At 72.4% G+C, this 21,718-nt stretch carries 1 protein-coding gene; it reads left to right on the forward strand.

Annotated elements, in window-relative coordinates; genetic code table 11:
- Positions 1 to 4: 4 nt before the first annotated feature.
- On the forward strand, positions 5 to 21,712 hold the full coding sequence (locus HDA45_RS36570) for a type I polyketide synthase (RefSeq protein ID WP_184903201.1): 21,708 nt from the start codon (positions 5 to 7) through the stop codon (positions 21,710 to 21,712).
- The last annotated feature ends 6 nt before the right edge of the window (positions 21,713 to 21,718 follow it).

Consider the following 21,718-nt stretch of genomic DNA (forward strand, 5'->3'; position numbering starts at 1 on the left):
CACCGTGGGTGAGAACGACAAGCTTCGCGACTACCTGACGCGAGTCACCGGCGAACTGCAGCGCACGCGCGGCAGGCTCGCCGCGCTGGAAGACCGCGCCGCCGAACCGATCGCCATCGTCGGCATGGGCTGCCGGTTCCCGGGCGGCGTCCGGACACCGGAGCGGTTCTGGGAGCTGCTGACCGCCGGGGACCACGGGATCACCGGGTTCCCCGAGGACCGCGGCTGGGACGTCGGCGCGCTCGTCGACCCGGATCCGGACCATCTCGGCACCAGCTACGTCGATCGAGGCGGTTTCGTCGACGGTGCAGGGGAATTCGATCCCGAGTTCTTCGGTATCTCGCCGCGCGAGGCCGTCTCGATGGACCCGCAGCAGCGGCTGCTGCTGGAGACGTCGTGGGAAGCGCTGGAGCGCGGCGGGATCGACCCCGCGTCGCTGTCCGGCAGCCGGGCCGGGGTCTTCGTCGGCACCAACGGCCAGGACTACGGCCGCGACCTGCCCAAGGGTGTCGAAGGCGTCGAGGGCTACCTCGGCACCGGGATCTCCGGCAGTGTCCTTTCCGGACGGATCTCCTACGTCCTCGGGCTGGAAGGCCCGTCGGTCACCGTCGACACGGCGTGCTCGGCGTCGCTGGTCACGCTCCACCTCGCCGTCCGCGCGTTGCGTGCGGGCGAGTGCGATCTCGCGCTTTCGGGCGGCGCCACCGTGATGGCGAGCCCGGACGCGTTCATCGAGTTCTCCCGTCAGCGAGGTCTCGCCCGTGACGGCCTCGTCAAGGCGTTCGCCGCCGGGGCGGACGGCACCGCGTGGGGTGAGGGCGCCGGCATGATCGTGCTGGAGCGCCTTTCCGACGCCCAGCGCAACGGTCACCCGGTCTTGGCCGTCGTGCGTGGCTCCGCGGTCAACCAGGACGGCGCGTCCAACGGGCTCACCGCCCCCAACGGTCCTTCGCAGCAGCGTGTCATCCGTCAGGCGCTCGCCGACGCTCGTCTGTCCACCAAGGACGTCGATGTCGTCGAGGCGCACGGCACCGGTACGACGCTGGGCGACCCGATCGAGGTCCAGGCCCTGCAGGCCACCTACGGTCGCGACCGCGGCGAGCGGGGACCGTTGCTGCTCGGCTCGGTGAAGACGAACATCGGCCACACCCAGGCCGCCGCGGGGGTCGCCGGGATCATCAAGATGGTCTTGGCCCTGCGCAACGGAACCCTGCCCGCGAGCCTGCACATCGACGCGCCGAGCCCGCAGGTCGACTGGTCGCCGGGAACGATCGAGCTGCTGTCGTCCGCGCGATCCTGGCCGGAGGGGGAAACCCGCCGGGCGGGGGTCTCATCGTTCGGTATCAGCGGGACCAACTCCCACGTGCTGCTGGAGCAGGCACCCGCCACGGATCCGTCCACAGTGGACGGATCCGTCCCGCCGGTGACTCCGTGGGTGCTGTCCGGCCGCACTCCGGCGGCGTTGCGCGCTCAGGCTCACGCACTGCTGAATGTCGAGGGTGACCCGGCGGACATCGGCTGGTCGCTGGCCGTGGCCCGGTCCACCTTCGAGTACCGCGCCGTCGTCACCGGCCGTGACGAGGCCACGCTGCGTGAAGGGCTGACGGCGGTCGCGGAGGGGGATCCGAGCGTTCGTGAAGCGACCGACGGCGGCCTCGCGGTGTGCTTCACCGGTCAGGGCTCGCAGCGGCTCGGCATGGGCCGCGAGCTGTACGAGGCGTATCCGGCCTTCGCCGCCGCGTTCGACGAGGTCTGCGAGCTGCTGCCGGGCGTGCGCGAGATCGTCTTCGGTGATGACGCCGAAGCCTTGAACGACACCGGAAACGCCCAGCCCGCGCTGTTCGCGCTGGAGGTTTCGCTCTACCGGCTGGTCGAATCCTGGGGCGTCGTCCCGGATTTCCTGATCGGTCACTCCGTCGGTGAACTCGCCGCGGCGCACGTCGCCGGCATCTGGTCACTGGAGGACGCGGCCGAACTGGTCGCGGCGCGCGGCAGCCTGATGAGCGCCTTGCCGCGCGGGGGCGCGATGTGCGCGATCGAGGCAGCCGAGGACGAGGTTCGCGCCGCCCTGGTCGCCGGGGCGGACATCGCGGCGGTCAACGGGCCGCGCGCGATCGTCGTCTCCGGCACCGAGGACGCCGTGCGGACCGTCGCCGCGGCTTTCACCGAGCAGGGCCGACGGACCAAGAACCTCGCCGTGTCCCACGCGTTCCACTCGGCGCTGATGGACGGGATGCTCGACGACTTCGCCGCCGTCGCCCGCAGCGTCACCTACAAAACCCCGAAGATCGCGCTGATTTCCAACGTCACGGGCGGCATCGCCGAGACCGCCGAGATCCTCGCCCCGGCCTACTGGGTCCGGCACGTGCGCGAAGCCGTGCGGTTCGCGGACGGTGTCGAGGCGCTGGCCGAAGCAGGTGTCACCCGCTTCCTGGAACTCGGTCCGGACGGCGTCCTTTCCGCGGCGGGTCAGGAAAGCGCGGACGGCCTGTTCGTCCCGGTGCTGCGTCGCGACCGGCCCGAACCGGAGACCTTCGTCGCCGCGCTCGCCGCCGTGCACGTCCACGGCGGGACGGTCGGCTGGGCCGCCGCGTTCGACGGCGCGCGTCCGGTCGAGCTGCCCACGTATCCGTTCCAGCGCGAGTTCTACTGGCTTCCCGCGACCCACGCCGCCGGTGACGCGGCGGGTCTCGGCCTCGGCTCACTCGACCATCCGCTGCTCGGTGCCGCCGTTTCGGTCGCCGACGCGGGCGGATTCCTGTTCACCGGCAGCCTTTCACTGCGCACGCATCCGTGGCTGGCCGAGCACGTGGTGCACGGTCAGGTCGTCGTGCCCGGCACCGCGCTGGTCGAGCTCGCCGTACGTGCCGCCGACGAGACCGGCCTGGCGGTGCTCGAAGAACTGACGTTGCAGACCCCGCTGGTGCTCCCGGACAGCGGCGCGGTCCAGGTCCAGCTGTGGGCCGGGACGCCGGAGGAAACCGGGCACCGCCCGCTGACCGTGCACTCGCGCCCGCACGGCACGGGGGAGTGGACGCTGCACGCCACCGGCGCGTTCGCCCCGGCTTCGCCCGCGCCGGACTGGGATCTGGCCGAGTGGCCGCCGCCCGGCGCCGAGGCCGTCTCCCTCGAAGGCCGCTACCCCGAGCTGGCCGCGGCGGGGCTCGAGTACGGCGAGATCTTCCAGGGCTTGCGCTCCCTGTGGCGCGACGGCGAGCACACCTACGCGGAGGTCTCGCTGCCCGAAGCCGCCCGCGATCAAGCGGCCCGGTTCGGTCTGCACCCCGCCCTCTTCGACTCGGCGCTGCATGCCCTCGCCGAGGGCGACGGTCCCGCCCGCCTGCCCTTCGCCTGGAGCGACGTCGTCCTGCACGCCTCGGGCGCGGCCGAACTGCGCGTCCGGCTCACCCCGGCCGGGACCGACGCGGTCACCCTGCGCGTGGCCGACGGGACCGGCGCGCCGGTCGCCACCGTCGGGTCGCTGGTCGTCCGCCCGGTTTCGGCCGGACAGCTGCGTCCCGCGACCTCCCGTGAGGGACTGTACGAACTGGCTTGGAACCCGATCGCCGCACCCGACGGCGAAGCGCCGATCTGGGCGCGGTTCGCCGATGTCACCGACGAGGTCCCCGAGGTCGTCGTGTACCGCGCCGAGGGTGACGACGTGCACGCCGTCACCGGCGAGACCCTGGACGTCTTGCGGACCTTCCTCGCCGAAGACCGCTTCGCCGAAGCGAAACTGCTCGTCCACACCGGACAGTCCGATGTGGACCCGGTGGCGGCCGCGGTATGGGGACTGGTGCGCAGCGCGCAGTCCGAGCATCCGGACCGGTTCCTGCTCGTCGACGCCGACGAACTCACCGACGCCGTGCTGGCCGCGGGTGAGCCGCAGATCGCCGTCCGCGAGGGCGAACTGCGCGTCCCGCGCCTGGTCACGCCGGAATCCACCGGACGTCTGCTGCCGCCGTCCGGCAACTGGCGGCTCGGCCTGTCCGGCAAGGGCACCTTCGACCACCTGACCCTGGAATCGCTGCCCGACGAGCCGCTCGGCCCGCTGGGCGTCCGGGTTTCCGTCCGCGCCGCCGGGCTCAACTTCCGCGACGTGCTCAACGCGCTCGGCATGTACCCCGGCGAGGCCGGGCTGCTCGGCAGCGAGTTCGCCGGAACCGTCCTCGAGGTCGGCGCCGACGTCACCGACCTGAGCCCCGGCGACGAGGTGATGGGTCTCGTCTCCGGCGGCGCCGGGCCGATCGCGGTCGCCGAGCGGCCGATGATCACCCGCAAGCCCGCGGACTGGACCTACGAGCAGGCGGCCTCGACGCCGTTGGTGTTCCTGACCGCCTATTACGCGCTGGTCGACCTGGCCGGGCTCAAAGCGGGCGAGTCGATCCTGATCCACGCCGCCGCCGGCGGGGTCGGGATGGCCGCGACGCAGCTCGCGCGCCATCTGGGTGCCGAGGTGTACGGCACCGCCAGCGAAAGCAAGCAATACGTGCTGCGCGACGCCGGACTCGACGACGCGCACATCGCCTCGAGCCGCACGCTGGAGTTCGAGGAGCGGTTCAGCGGTATCGACGTCGTCCTGAACGCGCTCGCCGGGGACTTCATCGACGCCTCGATCCGCACCATGGCACCGGGCGGCCGTTTCCTGGAGATGGGCAAGACCGACATCCGCGAGCCCGAAGGCGTCCACTACCGCGCCTTCGACCTGATCGACGCGGGTCCGGAGCGGACGGCGCAGCTGTGGGACGCGCTGACCGACCTGTTCGCCTCCGGCGCGCTCGCCCCGCTGCCGACCCGGACCTGGGACGTCCGCGAAGCCCGTGAAGCGTTCCGGTTTCTCAGTCAGGCGAAGCACATCGGCAAGGTCGCGCTCACCATGCCGAGGACCCTCGACCCGGACCGGACGGTGCTGATCACCGGCGGCACGGGCGGTCTCGGCGCCTTGATCGCCCGCCATCTGGTCAACGCGCACGGAGTCCGGAAACTCCTGCTCACCAGCCGCCGTGGCCTCGACGCGCCCGGAGCGGCTGAGCTGGCGGAGGAGCTCGACGCCGAAGTCGAGGTCGTCGCCTGCGACGTCGCCGATCGCGATGCCGTGGCGTCGCTGCTCGACGGCGCCGACCTGACCGGTGTCGTGCACGCCGCCGGGGTGCTGGACGACGGCACCATCGACGCGCTCACCCAGGAACGGCTCGACTTCGTACTCGGCCCGAAGGCCGACGCGGCCCGGCATCTGCACGAGCTGTCCGGCGACCCGGACCTGTTCGTCACGTTCTCCTCGGCCGCCGGGGTGCTCGGTGCGCCGGGGCAGGGCAACTACGCGGCGGCCAACGGCTACCTCGACGGTCTCGCCGCCCACCGCCGCTCGCTCGGCCTGTCCGGACAGTCGCTGGCCTGGGGCCCGTGGGCCGCGGGGATGGCGGAGACGCTCGGCGAGGCCCACCTGGCGCGGCTGCGCGCCGGAGGCACTCCCGCGCTCGCCGTCGAGGACGGCCTCGCGCTCTTCGACGCGGCCATCGCCGCTGGGGCACCTCTCGCGATCCCGGTGCAGCTGAATCTGCCGGTGCTCGCCGCGTCCGGACCGCTCCCGCCGCTGCTCGGCGCCCTGGTGAAACCCGGCCGTCGGACCGCGAAATCGGGCAGTGACTCCTCGCTGGCCAGGCGGCTCGCCGGGTTGACCGAGGCCGACCAGGACCGCGAACTCCTGGACCTCGTCCGCACTCAGGTCGCCCTGGTGCTCGGGCACGTCAACGCCGCCACCGTCGAACCCGGCCGCGGCTTCATGGACCTCGGTTTCGACTCCCTGACCGCCGTCGAACTGCGCAACCGCCTCGGTTCCGTGACCGGGCTGCGGCTGCCGTCGACGGTGATCTTCGACCACCCGACCCCGGTCGCCCTCGCCGGTTACGTGCGCTCCGAACTGCTCGGCGACCTCACCGCCGGACCTCGCGCCCGTGCCCGTGTCATCGATGCCGGTGAACCGATCGCGATCGTCGCGACCAGCTGCCGGTTCCCCGGCGACGTGAACACGCCGGAAGACCTGTGGCGCCTGGTGTCCGAAGGCCGCGAGGGCCTCACGGACTTCCCGGCCGACCGAGGCTGGGACCTGGCAGCACTGTTCGACACGACGCCGGGCAAACAGGGCGTGTCGAACACCCGCACCGGCGGATTCCTGCCTGAAGCGGGCGATTTCGACCCGGAGTTCTTCGGCATCTCGCCTCGTGAAGCCCTCGCCATGGACCCGCAGCAGCGCTTGCTGCTGGAGATCGCGTGGGAGGCGTTCGAACGCGCGGGCATCCCGCCCGGCACCTTGCGCGGCAGCGACACCGGTGTCTTCACCGGCGCGATCTACCACGAGTACGCGTCCCGGCTGACGAAGATCCCAGAAGAGGTCGAGGGCTTCCTCGGCACCGGCACGTCCGGCGCGATGATGTCCGGCCGCGTCTCCTACACGTTCGGCTTCGAGGGGCCGGCGGTGTCGGTGGACACGGCGTGCTCGTCTTCGCTGGTCGCGATGCATCTGGCGAGCCAGGCGCTGCGTTCGGGGGAGTGCTCGCTGGCGCTGGCCGGCGGTGTCACCGTGATGGCCAACCCCGACCCGTTCATCGACTTCAGCAAGCAGAACGCGATGGCGATCGACGGCCGCTGCAAGGCCTTCGCCAACGGCGCCGACGGCGTCAGCTGGGGTGAGGGCGCCGGATTCGTCCTGCTGGAGAAACTGTCCGACGCGCGCCGCAACGGTCACCCGGTTCTCGCGCTGCTCAAGGGATCCGCGGTCAACCAGGACGGCGCGTCCAGTGGGCTCACCGCCCCGAACGGACCGTCGCAGCAGCGTGTGATCCTCCAGGCGCTCGCCAACGCCGGGCTGTCCACTTCGGACATCGACGTCGTCGAGGCGCACGGCACCGGTACCCGGCTGGGTGACCCGATCGAGGCACAGGCCCTGCTCGCCACCTACGGCCAAGACCGCGAAGAGCCGCTGCTGCTCGGCTCGGTCAAGTCGAACTTCGGGCACACGCAGGCCGCGGCGGGCGTGGCCGGGGTGATCAAGATGGTCGAGGCGATGCGGCACGGCGTCGTCCCCGCGACGCTGCACGTCGACGCGCCCTCGGCCCAAGTCGACTGGGAAGCGGGCGCGATCCGCGTCGCCACCGAGTCCGCGAGCTGGCCGGAGACCGGCCGTCCGCGCCGGGCGGGAGTGTCTTCGTTCGGGTTCAGCGGGACCAACGCGCACGTCGTGCTCGAACACGTTCCCGCGCCGGAGATCGAGGAAACCGCCGCTCAGCCCGTGATGCTGCCGTGGGTGTTGTCCGGCCGGTCCGAGGAAGCCCTCCGAGCACAGGCCGCACGGCTCGCCGACCTGACGGCCGACCCGCTCGACGTCGCCTGGTCGCTGGCCACGGCCCGCACCGCGCACGAACGGCGCGCGGTCGTCGTCGGAACCGATCCGTCGGTGCTGCGTGCCGGGCTGGCCGCGTTCGCCGACACCGGCCGGGCGGTCAACGTCGTCTCCGGCCGTGCGGTCACCGGACGGCTCGCGTTCCTGTTCACCGGTCAGGGGTCCCAGCGCCTCGGCATGGGCCAAGGCCTTTACGAGACCTTCCCCGCCTTCGCCGCGGCTTACGACGAGGTCTCCGCGCTGCTTCCCCTCGATGGCGATCTCAACCGCACCGGTACCGCCCAGCCCGCGATCTTCGCGCTGGAAGTAGCGCTGTTCCGGCTCTACGAGTCCTGGGGTGTGACCCCGGACTTCCTCGCCGGGCACTCGATCGGCGAGATCGCGGCGGCGCACGTCGCAGGTGTGCTTTCCCTTCCAGACGCGGCGAAGCTCGTCGAGGCACGGGGCCGGTTGATGGAGGCGCTGCCCGAGGGCGGCGCGATGGTCGCTGTCCAGGCGTCCGAAGACGAGGTGCGCGAGTTCCTGACCGACGAGGTCAGCCTCGCCGCGGTCAACGGGCCCGACGCGGTCGTTCTGTCCGGTGTGGACGGTCCGGTCCGCGAGGTCGCCGCCCGGTTCGCCCACGATGGGCGACGTACCAAGCATCTCGTGGTGTCGCACGCTTTCCACTCGGCGCTGATGGAACCGATGCTGGCGGAGTTCGCCGAAGTGGCGGAGTCACTGGAGTACTCCGAGCCGCGGATCCCGATCGTGTCCACAGTGGACGAGTCGGTCGATCTGACCGACCCGGGTTACTGGGTGCGCCACGTCCGCGAAACCGTGCGGTTCGCCGACGGTCTCGCGGCGCTGACCGCCGAGGGCGTCACGACTTTCCTCGAGCTCGGCCCGGACGCCGTGCTCTCCGCGATGGGCACCGAAGGCGTCTTCGTCTCCGCCCTGCGCAAGGACTCCGACGAAGCGCGATCCGCGATGACCGCCCTGGGCGCGGTGCATGCCGCGGGCGCTCCCGTCGACTGGGATCGCTTCTTCGAGGGCAGCGGCGCGCGACCCGCGAACCTGCCCACCTATCCCTTCCAGCGCCGTCGCTTCTGGCTGCTGGCACCGCCGGGCTCCGGCGACGCCACCGCACTGGGTCTCGGCGCGCTCGACCATCCGCTGCTGGGCGCCGCCGTCGCGCTCCCCGAACGCGGCGGGCTGGTGCTCACCGGACGGCTGTCGCTCGACGAACAGCCGTGGCTGGCCGGGCACCGCGTCCGCGACGCCGTCCTGCTGCCCGGTACCGCGTTCGCCGAACTGGCCGTGCGGGCGGGCGACGAGGTCGGCTGTGGCACCGTCGAGGAACTGACGCTGCAGGCACCGCTGGTGCTCACCGCGGCCCCGGTCCAGCTGCGGGTGTCCCTTTCGGACAATGGCGCCCTCGCGGTGCACTCGCGTCCCCAGGACGGCGAATGGACCTTGCACGCCACCGGCTCGCTGACCACGACCGCCGAGGAACCGACCGCGATCACGGAATGGCCGCCGACCGGAGCCGAACCCGTTGACCTGGAAGGCTTCTACCCGACGCTCGCCGACGCCGGGCTCACCTACGCGGACCCGTTCCGCGGTCTGCGTGCGACTTGGCGCCAGGGTGACGAGATCTTCGCCGAGGTCGCGCTGCCCGAGGGCACCGACGTCCGCGGGTTCGGGCTGCACCCGGCCCTGCTCGACGCTGTCCTGCACGCCGTCGGCCTGACCGGCGGCCCGGCCCGGCTGCCGTTCTCGTGGGCCGGAGTGGCGTTGCACGCCACCGGTGCGACCACGGTGCGGGCCCGGCTCACCCCGGCCGGTCAGGACGCCGTCTCCTTGCGTGTCACCGACGGCACCGGTGCTCCGGTGCTCTCGGTCGCCTCGCTGAGTCTGCGCCCGGTCGGCGACGGGCCGCTGCCCAGCGCCGCCACCGACGCGTTGTTCGGCATCGACTGGATCCCCCTCGCACTGCCCTCAGAGGCCGAAGACGTCGCCGTGCACGAAGCCGCGTCGGTCGAAGCCGCGCTCGAAGCGTTGCAGGCCGCCGAAGACCGGCTCGTCGTGCACCTCACCGGTGACAGCCCGGCCCACGCCGCCGTCGCCGGACTGGTGCGCAGCGCCCAGGCCGAGTACCCGGACAAGTTCGTCCTGGTCCACGGCACCGGAGACGCCAAGATCGCGGCGGCCACCGGCGAGCCCGAGGTCGCCTTCACCGAAGACGGCCTGCGCGTTCCCCGGTTGACGCGGTCCCGCGCCACCGCCGACCCGGACTGGACCCTCGACGGCACCGTGCTGGTCACCGGCGGTACCGGCGGACTCGGCGCGCACGTCGCCCGGCGGCTCGTCGAGCGTCATGGCGTCCGGCACCTGCTGCTCGTCGGACGCCGGGGCGCCGACGCTCCCGGTGCCGAAGCGCTGCGGGAGGACCTGACCGCGCTCGGCGCCGAGGTGACGATCGCCGCGTGCGACGTCGCCGACCGTTCCCAGCTCGAGTCCGTGCTCGCCCTCGCCGAGCAGCCGCTGAGTGGCGTGGTGCACGCCGCGGGTGTCCTCGACGACGGCGTCCTCACCGCGATGACGCCCGAACGGCTCGCCGCCGTCGCGGGCCCCAAAGCGGAAGCCGCGCGGCATCTGCACGAACTGACCACGGACCTCAAGCTGTTCGTCACGTTCTCCTCGATCGCCGGAGCGCTGGGCGCCCCCGGCCAGGCGAACTACGCCGCGGCCAACGGCTACCTCGACGGACTCGCCGCGCACCGGCGTGCCCAGGGCCTCCCCGGTACCTCGATCGCCTTCGGTCTCTGGGAAACCGGCATGGGCGAGGGGCGCGGTGGAGCGGCGCTGCCCGTCGAAGCCGGGCTGGAACTGTTCGACCTGCTGGCCTTCGGTGAAGACCCGCGTCCCGTCGCGACCAAGCTCGACCTGGCCGCGCTGCGTGCCGAAGCCGAGGTGCCGCATGTGCTGCGGAGCCTGGTCCGGCCGCGCCGTCGCCGTGCGGCGGAGGAAGCGGAAGCCGCCGGACTGCGGCAGCGGCTCTCCGGAGTTCCCGTCACCGAACGCACGCGACTGCTGACCGAACTGGTCCGCACCGAGGCCGCGCACGTGCTCAGCCACACCAGCCCCGACGCCGTCGAAGCGGACCGTGCCTTCGGTGACCTCGGCTTCGACTCGCTCACCGCGGTCGAATTCCGCAACCGCCTCGGCACGGTCACCGGGCTGCGCCTGCCCGCGACCCTGACCTTCGACCATCCGACCCCGCTCGCGCTGGCCGAATTCCTGCTCGCCGAATTGCTCGACGAACCCGCCGACGCGACCCCGGTCTTCACCGCCGCCCGCGCCGACGGCGACCCGATCGTCATCGTCGGCATGGCCTGCCGCTACCCGGGTGGCGTGACGTCGCCGGAGGAGCTGTGGGACCTCGTCTCCGGCGGCAAGGACGGCGTGACCCGATTCCCCGAGGACCGCGGCTGGGACGTCGACGGCATCTACGACCCCGACCCCGACCGGCCGGGCAAGACCTACACCCGCGAAGGCGGATTCCTGCACGACGCGGGCGACTTCGACCCGGAGTTCTTCGGGATCTCGCCGCGTGAAGCGCTCGCGATGGACCCGCAGCAACGGTTGCTGCTCGAAGTCGCGTGGGAGGCGCTGGAACGCTCCGGCACCGATCCGACGTCGCTCAAGGGCAGCCCGACCGGCGTGTTCGCCGGCGTCATGTATCACGACTACGGCACCCGGCTCGGCAACGACGTCCCCGACGACGTCGAGGGCTTCCTCGGCACCGGCACCTCGGGCAGCGTGCTGTCCGGCCGCGTCGCCTACACCCTCGGCCTGGAGGGACCGGCGGTTTCGGTCGACACCGCGTGCTCCTCGTCGCTGGTCGCGCTGCACTGGGCGACGCAGGCTTTGCGGTCGGGGGAGTGCTCGCTGGCGCTGGCCGGCGGCGTCACGGTGATGGCGACGCCGGAGACGTTCATCGGCTTCTCCCGCCAACGCGGCCTCGCCGCCGACGGCCGCTGCAAGTCCTTCTCTGCCGACGCTGACGGCACCGGCTGGGCCGAAGGCGCGGGAATGCTCGTGCTGGAAAGGCTTTCCGACGCGCGCCGCAACGGGCACCGTGTCCTCGCGGTCGTCAAGGGCTCGGCGGTCAACTCCGACGGCGCGTCCAACGGCCTCACCGCCCCCAACGGTCCTTCGCAGCAGCGGGTGATCCGCCAGGCGCTGGCCGCCGCCGGTGTCCCGTCGTCCACTGTGGACGCTGTCGAGGCGCACGGCACCGGAACGACGCTGGGCGACCCGATCGAAGCCCAGGCGCTTCTGGCCACTTACGGCCGTGAGCGTGACGGCGAACCGCTGTACCTCGGCTCCGTGAAGTCCAACTTCGGTCACACGCAGGCCGCCGCCGGTGTCGCCGGGATCATCAAGATGGTCCAGGCGATGCACCATGGCGTCCTGCCGAAGACGCTGCACCTGGGCGAAGCGACCCCGCACGTCGACTGGGAAGCCGGTGACGTCGAGCTGCTCGCCGAAGGCAGGGGCTGGCCGGAAACCGGTCGGCCGCGGCGATCCGCCGTGTCGTCGTTCGGGATCAGCGGCACCAACGCGCACGTCATCCTCGAACAGCCGCCGTCCGAGACCCCGGCACCGCGTGAGGTCGTGACCCCGGCTCTCGTGCCGTGGGTGCTCTCCGGCCGCGCCGAAGACACCCTGCGGGAGCAGGCCGGGCGTCTGCTCGGCCGTGACGGCGAGCCGGTCGACGTCGGCTTCGCGCTCGCCACGACCCGCACCGCGCACGAACGGCGTGCCGTCGTGCTCGGTGCCACGGACGCGGATCTCCGTGCCGGGCTGGAATCACTCGCCGAGGGCGCCAACACGCCGTCGGTCATCACCGGACGTGTCCTGTCCGGCCGGACGGCGTTCCTGTTCACCGGACAGGGATCCCAGCGGCTCGGCATGGGCGAGGGGCTCTACGCCGCCTTCCCGGTGTTCGCCGCCGCCTACGACGAGGTCGCCGCGCTGCTCCCGATCGACGGCGATCTCAGCCGGACGGGTACCGCCCAGCCCGCGATCTTCGCCCTGGAAGTCGCGCTGTACCGGCTCGCCGAGTCGTGGGGTGTCACCCCTGATTTCGTGGCCGGGCACTCGATCGGCGAGATCGCGGCCGCTCACGTGGCCGGGGTGCTTTCGCTGGAGGACGCGGCCAAGCTCGTCGAAGCTCGCGGCCGGTTGATGGAGGCGCTGCCCGAGGGCGGCGCGATGGTCGCCGTGCAGGCGAGTGAGGACGAGGTGCGCGAGCACCTGACGCCCAAGGTCTCGCTGGCCGCCGTCAACGGACCGAACGCGGTCGTTCTCTCGGGTGCCGCGTCGCCGACGCTGAAGCTGGCCAAGAAGTTCGAGAAGCTCGGCCGCCGCACCAAGCGGCTGGACGTCTCGCACGCCTTCCACTCGGCCTTGATGGAGCCGATGCTCGACGAGTTCGCCGCCGTGGTGCGGGAACTGGAGTTCTCGTCCCCGGCGATCCCGTTCGTGTCCACTGTGGATGGAGAACGGACCGGTCGCGTCGCCGAACCGGAGTACTGGGTGGAGCACGTCCGCGCCACCGTTCGCTTCGACGCCGGGCTGGCGTGGCTGCGCGAGGCAGGCGTGACCCGGTTCGTGGAACTGGGCCCGGCCGCCGTCCTGACCGCGCTCGCCGACGACGGTCCGGACACCTTCGCGGCGTCGTTCCTGCGTGCCGACCGCGACGAGGCGGAGACCGCGCTCACCACCTTGGCCGCCGCGTACACGCGCGGTGTCGGAGTCGACTGGGCCGCGGTGTTCCGCCCGACCGGGGCTCGCGTCGTCGACCTGCCGACGTCGGTGTTCGACCGGCGCCACTTCTGGCTCGCCGCCGGATCCGGCGCGGGCGACGTCACCACGGCCGGGCTCCAGGCCGCCGGGCACCCGCTGCTGGGCGCCGCGGTGCCGTTCGCCGACGGTGACGGCTGGGTCCTCACCGGACGGCTTTCGGTCGCCACGCATCCGTGGCTGGCCGGGCACGCCGCGTTCGGTGAAGTGATCGTCCCCGGCACCGGACTGCTCGAACTCGCCGTCCGCGCCGGTGACGAAGCCGGTTGCGCCGGCGTGGAGGAACTGACACTCGCCGCCCCGCTGGTGCTGCCGCCGCACGGCGCGCTGGACGTCCAGGTGCTCGTCGGTGCGGCGGGCACGGGCGGACGACGCCCGGTCTCGGTGCACTCGCGGGAACCGCAGGGGGAGTGGACCGAGCACGCCACCGGCACCCTCACCCCGGAAACGGCCGCCGTACCGTCCGGCCTGACCGAATGGCCGCCCGCCGCAGAGCCCGTCCCGCTCGACGGGCTCTACGCCGACCTGGCGGCCGTGGGTCTCGACTACGGCCCGCCGTTCCGCGGGCTCACCGCCGCCTGGCGTGACGGGGACACCGTGTTCGCCGAGGTGGAACTGCCCGAGGGCACCGAAGTCGACGGCTTCGGCCTGCACCCGGCGCTGCTCGACGCGGCACTCCACACCCTGGGCCTCCTCCCCGGTGAGGGCACCCGTCTGCCGTTCCTGTTCGGCGACGTCGCCCTGCACGCCACCGGCGCCACCGCGCTGCGCGTCCGGGTCACGCCCGCCGGATCCGGATTCTCTTTGCTGGTCACCGACACCACCGGCGCGCCGGTCGCCGCGATCGGCACGGTCGCGGTCCGGGCGGCGGAGGCGCCGAGGCAGCGCGGCACGGACTCGCTGTACGAGCTCACCTGGGTCGAGGTGCCCGCCGACGGCGAAGTCAGTGAAGACGTCCAGGTCTTCACCGCACCGGACGGCGAGCCCCGAGAGGCACTGGCCGCGACCCTCACGGCGATCCAGGAATTCCTGGCCGACGGCGGGACGCGGTTGGTGGTCCGCACGGGCGACACCCCGGCCGGGGCCGCCGTGCGCGGTCTCGCCCGCACCGCCGCCTCGGAACACCCGGACCGGTTCGTCGTCCTCGAGGGCGAAGACATCGCGACCGCGCTGGCCACCGGCGAGCCGCAGGTCCGGATCCGCGACGGCGTCGTGGAGGTACCGCGACTGGCCCGAACCACGGCGGGAGAACCCGCGATCTGGGGCGAGGGCACGGTTCTCGTCACCGGCGGCACCGGCGGGGTCGGGGCCGCGATCGCCCGGCACCTCGCGCCGCGGGTCACCAAGCTGGTCCTCACCAGCCGCCGTGGCCTCGACGCGCCTGGCGCGCCGGAGCTGGCGGAAGAACTCGGCGCCGAGGTCGTCGCCTGCGACGTCACCGATCGCGACGCGCTCGCCGCCCTGCTCGACGGGATCGAAGACCTCACCGGGATCGTGCACGCCGCCGGCGTCCTCGACGACGGTGTCGTCACCGAACTGACCCCGGAGCGCTTCGACACCGTGCTGCGGCCCAAGGCCGACGCGGCGCTCGTGCTCCACGAACTCACCCTCGGCAAGCCGTTGACGCAGTTCGTCCTGGTGTCGTCGGTGTCCGGGATTCTCGGCGGTCCGGGGCAGGCCAGTTACGCCGCGGCCAACGCCCTGCTCGACGACCTCGCGCGCCGACGTCACGCGGAGGGGCTGCCCGCCCGTTCGCTGGCGTACGGCCTGTGGGCCAACGGTATGGGCGGACAGTCCGATGTGGACAGGCTGGCCCGCGCCGGATTCGGAGCGCTGACCGACGAAGAGGGCCTGGCGTTGTTCGACGCCGCATTGGCCGCTTCGACGCCGGTCCCGGTTCCGGTCAAGCTCGACCTGGCGACACTGCGCACGCTGGCCCGCACCAGTGATCCTGCCCCCGCACTGCGCGGCCTGGTCCGCGTGCCGAAGCGACGGGGCGCGGCCAACGCGGCGGCCGCCGGGCTGACCGCGACGCTGACCCGGCTTTCGCCCGCCGACCAGCTCTCGCATCTGGTCGACCTGGTCCGCGGTCACGTCGCCGACGTGCTCGGACACGGTACGGCGACGTCGGTCGAGGCCGGTCGCGCGTTCACGGAACTCGGCTTCGACTCGCTCACCGCTGTCGAGCTGCGTAATCGACTCGGTGAGGCGACCGGTCTGCGGCTGCCCGCCACGCTGATCTTCGATCACCCGAACCCGGCGGCGCTGGCCACGTACATCCGCACCGAGTTCGCCGGTGAAGATTCCACTGTGGACGTCGAGCCGGTGCGCGTGGCCGAGCCGGACGAGCCCATCGCGATCGTCGCGATGAGCTGCCGGTTCCCGGGCGGTGTCAGCTCGCCGGAGGATCTGTGGCGCCTGGTCGCCGAAGGGACCGACGCGATCACCCCGTTCCCGTCCGACCGCGGCTGGGACCTCGACGGGCTGTACCACCCGGACCCCGACCACCCCGGCACCAGCTACGCCCGCGAGGGCGGTTTCCTGCACGACGCCCCCGACTTCGACGCGGAGTTCTTCGGCATCTCGCCGCGCGAGGCGGTCACTGTCGACCCGCAGCAGCGGTTGCTGCTGGAGACCGCGCAGGAGGCGTTCGAGCGCGCCGGGATCGACCCGGTCTCGCTGCGCGGCAGCGCCACCGGTGTGTTCGCCGGCGTGATGTACGACGACTATGCCTCTCGTCTCGCCGCCACCCCAGAGGGAATGGAGGGCCTGCTCGGCACCGGCAGCGCGAGCAGCGTGCTGACCGGCCGCGTCGCCTACACGTTCGGGCTCGAAGGTCCGGCGGTGTCGGTCGACACGGCGTGCTCCTCGTCGCTGGTCGCCCTGCACTGGGCGGCGCAGGCCTTGCGCTCGGGTGAATGCGGTCTGGCGCTGGTCGGCGGCGCGACCGTGATGGCCAGCCCCAACCCGTTCATCGAGTTCTCCCGTCAGCGCGGTCTCGCCGCCGATGGTCGCTGCAAGCCGTTCGCGGCGGCGGCCGACGGCACCGCCTGGGCCGAGGGCGCGGGTTTCCTGCTCCTGGAAAGGCTTTCCGACGCGCGCCGTAACGGACGCCGCATCCTCGCGGTGGTCCGGGGCAGCGCGGTCAACCAGGACGGCGCGTCCAACGGCATGACCGCGCCCAACGGTCCTTCACAGCAGCGAGTGATCCGCCGCGCGCTGGCGGCGGCGGGCGTCGAATCGTCCACAGTGGACATCGTCGAGGCCCACGGCACCGGCACCGCGCTGGGTGACCCGATCGAGGCGCAGGCGTTGCTCGCCACCTACGGTCAGGACCGCGAAGAACCACTGTGGCTCGGCTCGGTGAAGTCCAACATCGGCCATACGCAGGCCGCCGCCGGGCTCGCCGGGATCATCAAGATGGTCGAGGCGATGCGTCACGGCGTGCTGCCCGCGACCCTGCACGTCGACGAGCCGTCACCGCACGTCGACTGGAGCGAGGGCGAAGTCCGTCTGCTCACCGAAGCACGGCCATGGCCCGAGGCCGGACGACCGCGGCGCGCGGCGGTCTCGGCGTTCGGCATCAGCGGGACCAACGCGCACGTCATCTTGGAGCAGGTCCCGGAACCGGCGGCTCCCGCCAGGACTCCGGCGCCGCCGTCGCTCCTGCCATGGATATTGAGCGCCCGCACCGAGGACGCGCTGCGGGCCCAGGCCGGGCGACTGCTCGGCACGGTCGGATTCGCCGACCCGCTGGACATCGGGTACGCCCTGGCGACCACCCGGACCGCGTTCGAACGGCGGGCGGTGCTCACCGGCGACGCCGACGCGCTGCGCACCGGACTGGCCGCCCTCGCCGGCGGCCGGACCACCCCGGAGGTCGTCACCGGCCGTGCGGCCGAGGGCAAGCTCGCGATGCTGTTCACCGGTCAGGGTTCCCAGCGGCTCGGTATGGGCCAGGGACTTTACGACGCTTTCCCGGTGTTCGCCGCGGCTTATGACGAGGTCGCCGCGCTGCTTCCTCTCGATGGTGACATCGATCGCACCGGTACCGCGCAGCCCGCGATCTTCGCCCTGGAGGTGGCGTTGTTCCGGCTCGTGGAGTCGTGGGGGATCCGGCCCGATTTCCTGGCCGGGCACTCGATCGGCGAGATCGCGGCCGCCCATGTGGCGGGTGTGTTCTCCTTGGAGGACGCGGCGAAGCTGGTCGAGGCACGCGGCCGGCTGATGGAGGCACTGCCCGAGGGCGGTGCGATGGTCGCGGTCCAGGCGACCGAGGACGAGGTGCGCGAACACCTGTCCGACGAGGTCTGCCTGGCGGCGGTGAACGGGCCGCAGGCGGTCGTTCTGTCCGGTGTGGACGGTCCTGTGCACGCGGTGGCCGAGGCGTTCGCCGCGGAAGGGCGCCGCACCAAGGCCCTGGTCGTCTCGCACGCGTTCCACTCGGCGCTGATGGAGCCGATGCTGGCGGAGTTCGCCGAAGTGGCGGAGTCCTTGGAGTACAGCGAGCCGCGGATCCCGATCGTGTCCACCGTGAGCGCATCGGCCGATCTGACCGACCCGGGTTACTGGGTGCGCCACGTCCGCGAAACCGTGCGGTTCGCCGAGGGCGTCCGTGTACTCGCCGAAGCCGGGGTCACCCGGTTCGCGGAACTGGGCCCGGACGGCGTCCTCTCCGCGATGGGCGCGGACAGCGCCCCGGACGCGGTGTTCGTCCCGATCCTGCGCAAGGACCGCGACGAGCGGCAGACCGCGGCCGTCGCGTTCAGCAGGCTGATCGCGACCGGCACCGACGTGGATTGGGCGAAGTTCTTCGACGGCACCGACGCCCGCACCGTGCCGCTGCCCACCTACGCGTTCCAGCGTGAGCGTTTCTGGCTCGACCCGCCCGCCACCGCGGGCGACGCCGCCGGGCTGGGCTTGGCCGCGGCCGGACATCCGCTGCTCGGCGCGACCGTGCCGACGGCGGGCGAGGACGGGCTGGTCGGCTACGGCCGGTTGTCCCGCGCCGCGCAGCCGTGGCTGGCCGACCACGCGGTGCTCGGCACCGTGCTGGTCCCCGGCGCGGCACTGGTCGAACTCGCCGTCCGGGTGGGCGGCGAACTCGGCTGCGCCCGCGTCGCCGAACTGACGCTGGCCGCGCCGATGGTGCTGCCGGAGACCGGCGGGCTCGCCGTGCAGGTCGTCCTCGGCGCTCCGGACGACGACGGACGGCGTCCGGTGTCGATCCACTCCCGGCTCGCGGACGCCCCGTGGACCGAGCACGCGACCGGCCTGCTCGCCCCCGGGGACGCTTATCCGGCGGCCAAGGACACCGCGTGGCCGCCCGCCGGGGCCGAAGCACTTGACGTTACCGAGCTTTACCCGGGTCTCGCCGAGGCGGGCCTGCAGTACGGGCCGGTGTTCCAGGGCCTCACCGCCGCGTGGCGGGTGGGCGACGACGTCTGCGCCGATCTCGAACTGCCCGCCGCCGCCCACGGCGACGCCGGGAAGTTCGGGCTGCATCCGGCGCTGCTCGACGCCGCGCTGCACGCGATCGGGCTGCTGCCCACCGGGGACACCACGACCACCCGGCTGCCGTTCCTCTGGCGCGATGTCGTCCTGCACGCGGCGGGCGCCACCGCCGCCCGCGTCCGGGTCTCCGCCACCGGCACCGACTCGGTCCGGTTGGAGCTCACCGACGGTGCCGGTGCTCCGGTGCTGACGGTGGGAGCGCTGCTGCTGCGCGAGGTCACCGACCTCGGCCCGGCCGCTCCGTCCACTTCGGACTCGCTGTTCCGGCTCGGCTGGGCGCAGGTCGCGAACGAGGCCGGTCCGGTTCCTTCGCTGGCCGTGCTGTCGGCGGTCCCCGGCGCCGGTGACACCCCGGCGGCCGCGCACGCTCTCCTGCGAAGCACGCTGGCGAGGCTGCAGGAGTGGCTGGCCGAGGAGAAGGACACCACGCTCGTGGTGCGCACCGAGAACGCTGTCGCCGTGTCTACTTCGGACAGTGTCGACCCGGCGTCGGCCGCGGTCTGGGGGCTGGTCCGCAGTGCCCAGTCCGAGAATCCCGGCAGGCTGGTGCTGCTCGACGCGGCCGAGGCCGACGTCGACACCGCGTTGGCCGTGCTGGGCGACGAAACCCAGCTCGCCGTCCGCGATGGCGCCGTGCACGCTCTGCGGCTGCTGACTGCCGCGTCGTCGACCGATCTCGTGCCGCCGTGGCATGAGGAAGCCTGGCGTCTCGACAGCGTCGTCAAGGGAACGCTCGACAGGCTCTCCTTCGAGCCGTACCCGGACGTGCTCGAACCGTTGCTGCCGCGCGAAGTCCGGATCGCCACCCGCGCGGCCGGGACGAACTTCCGCGACGTGCTCAACGTGCTCGGCATGTACCCGGGCGACGCCGGCCGGATCGGCTACGAGGCCGCCGGTGTCATCACCGACGTCGGGTCCGAAGTGGACGATCTGGTGCCCGGTGACCGGGTGATGGGCCTGGTGCACGGCGGATTCGGCCCGCTCACCTTCGCCGACCGCGATCTGGTGGCCAAGATGCCCGAGGGCTGGACGTTCGAGCAGGCCGCGTCGGTCCCGCTGGTGTTCCTCACCGCTTACTACGCGCTGACCGACCTCGGCGCGCTGAAGAAGGGCGAGTCGGTCCTGATCCACGCCGCGGCCGGTGGCGTCGGGATGGCCGCCACACAGCTCGCCCGGCACGTCGGCGCCGAGGTGTTCGGCACCGCGAGCGAAGGCAAGTGGGACGTCCTGCGCGAGGCCGGGCTGGAAGACGACCACATCGCGTCGTCGCGGACGCTCGACTTCGAGGAGCGCTTCCGCGAGACCACCGGCGGGAACGGCGTTGACGTGGTCCTCAACGCGCTGACCGGCGAATTCATCGACGCGTCGATGCGCCTGTTACCGCGCGGTGGGCGGTTCGTGGAAATGGGGAAGACCGACGTCCGTCCGGACGGCGGCGCCGCGGGGCACCATCCCGGTGTGACTTACCAGGCGTTCGACGTGATCGAAGCGGGCAACCGCCGGATCGCGCAGATTTGGGAGGAGCTGATCGTCTTGTTCGACCAGGGCGCGCTCACCCCGCTGCCGATCCGCACCTGGGATCTGCGCCGGGCACCGGAGGCGCTGCGCTTCCTGTCCCAGGCCAAGCACGTCGGCAAGGTCGTGCTGACCGTGCCGCGCCGCCCGGACGGCGGCACGGTGCTCGTCACCGGCGGTACCGGTGGCCTCGGCGCGGTGCTGGCCAAGCACCTGGTCACCGAGCACGACGTCCGGGACCTGGTGCTCACCAGCCGTCGCGGTCCGGACGCGCCCGGCGCGGCCGGACTGGCGGCGGAACTGACCGGGCTCGGCGCCACCGTGCGGATCGAGGCGTGCGACGCCGCGGACCGCGACGCGCTCGCCGCGGTCCTGGACCGCACACCGCAGCTGACCGGCGTGGTGCACGCGGCCGGCGTCCTCGACGACGGCCTGCTGACCGCGCTCACCCCCGAGCGGCTCGAGAAGGTGCTGCGGCCCAAGGTGGACGCGGCGTGGAACCTCCACGAGCTCACCCGTGGCCACGACCTGACCATGTTCGTCCTGTTCTCCTCGGCCGCCGGGGTGCTCGGCGCGCCGGGGCAGGCGAACTACGCGGCGGCGAACACCTTCCTCGACGGGCTGGCGCACCACCGTCGCGGCCTCGGGCTGCCCGCGACGTCGCTCGCCTTCGGTCTCTGGGCCGACGGCATGGGCGGCGCGGCGGACGCGGACCGGATGGGGCGCGACGGGGTCGGCAGTTTCGACCCGGTCGAGGGACTGGAGCTGTTCGACCTGGCGACCGGTCTGGCCGAGCCGGTCTCGGTGCCGGTGAAGCTGGACGTCGCCGGGCTCCGCACGATGACCGGACCGGTACCGCCGTTGCTGCGCGGTCTCGTCCGCGGTTCGGTGCGGCGCGCCGCACCGGTGGACGCGGCGGCGCAGGCCGACGGGCTCAAGCGACGGCTCGCCGGGCTTGCGCAGGCGGACGCCGAACTCGTGCTGCTCGGGGTGGTGCGCGGTCAGGCCGCGGCGGCCCTCGGGCACGACGGCGCGGACTCGATCGAGCCGGGCCGGGCGTTCACCGAACTGGGCTTCGACTCGCTCACCGCGGTCGAGTTGCGCAACGGGCTCGACGCGGCCACCGGGCTGCGCCTGCCCGCGACGCTGATCTTCGACTACCCGACCCCGGACGACCTCGCCAAGTTCCTGCAGTCCGAAGTGGTTCCCGCGGCCCCGGCCGAGGAAACCAGCCTGGCGTCGGGGATCGACCGGCTCGCCGCCGAGCTGTCCACAGTGGACATCGCGGCCGCGGACGGTGCCGAGGTCGAGGCGAAGCTGCGGAACCTGGTCGCCCTGTGGCAGGACCGGGTCCGGCCGTCCGGCGGCGACGCGGATCTGGAAGTGGACACCATCGACGACATGTTCGCCCTGCTGGACAACGAACTCTGACCCCGG

Origin of the sequence: Amycolatopsis umgeniensis, from assembly GCF_014205155.1 — a bacterium.
GTDB lineage: Bacteria > Actinomycetota > Actinomycetes > Mycobacteriales > Pseudonocardiaceae > Amycolatopsis > Amycolatopsis umgeniensis.